Consider the following 299-nt stretch of genomic DNA (forward strand, 5'->3'; position numbering starts at 1 on the left):
ACTGTATGGGGAACAGGATTTTTTGATAATGGTGGAGATCCTGGTTCACAGGCACACCCTAATTCTATTGGGTTGGTACCTAAAGCAGGTAATTTTGTTCCAAATCGCAAGCTTCCGGTCAGTGCTGACACCGATCCAAATAGTGCTGCATTAGATTATTACGAAGCAGGTCAGTCAATTGGTTATGACAGTTATATTTTCGAAAATGGCTATGCGTGGATTAGTTATATTGCAGGCTCTGGATTGCGCCGCTACGTGGCAGTGGGACCAGATGATGGTCGTACAGATACTGTATGGGG

1 protein-coding gene is annotated in these 299 nt (G+C 44.8%); it reads left to right on the forward strand.

Annotated features, from left to right (window positions below):
- Positions 1-299 (forward strand): SH3 domain-containing protein (locus HMPREF2810_RS04870; protein ID WP_176745259.1); only part of this gene is annotated, 299 nt, incomplete at both ends.

Source organism: Enterococcus sp. HMSC078F03 (assembly GCF_001811595.1).
Taxonomy (GTDB): Bacteria; Bacillota; Bacilli; order Lactobacillales; family Enterococcaceae; genus Enterococcus; species Enterococcus faecalis.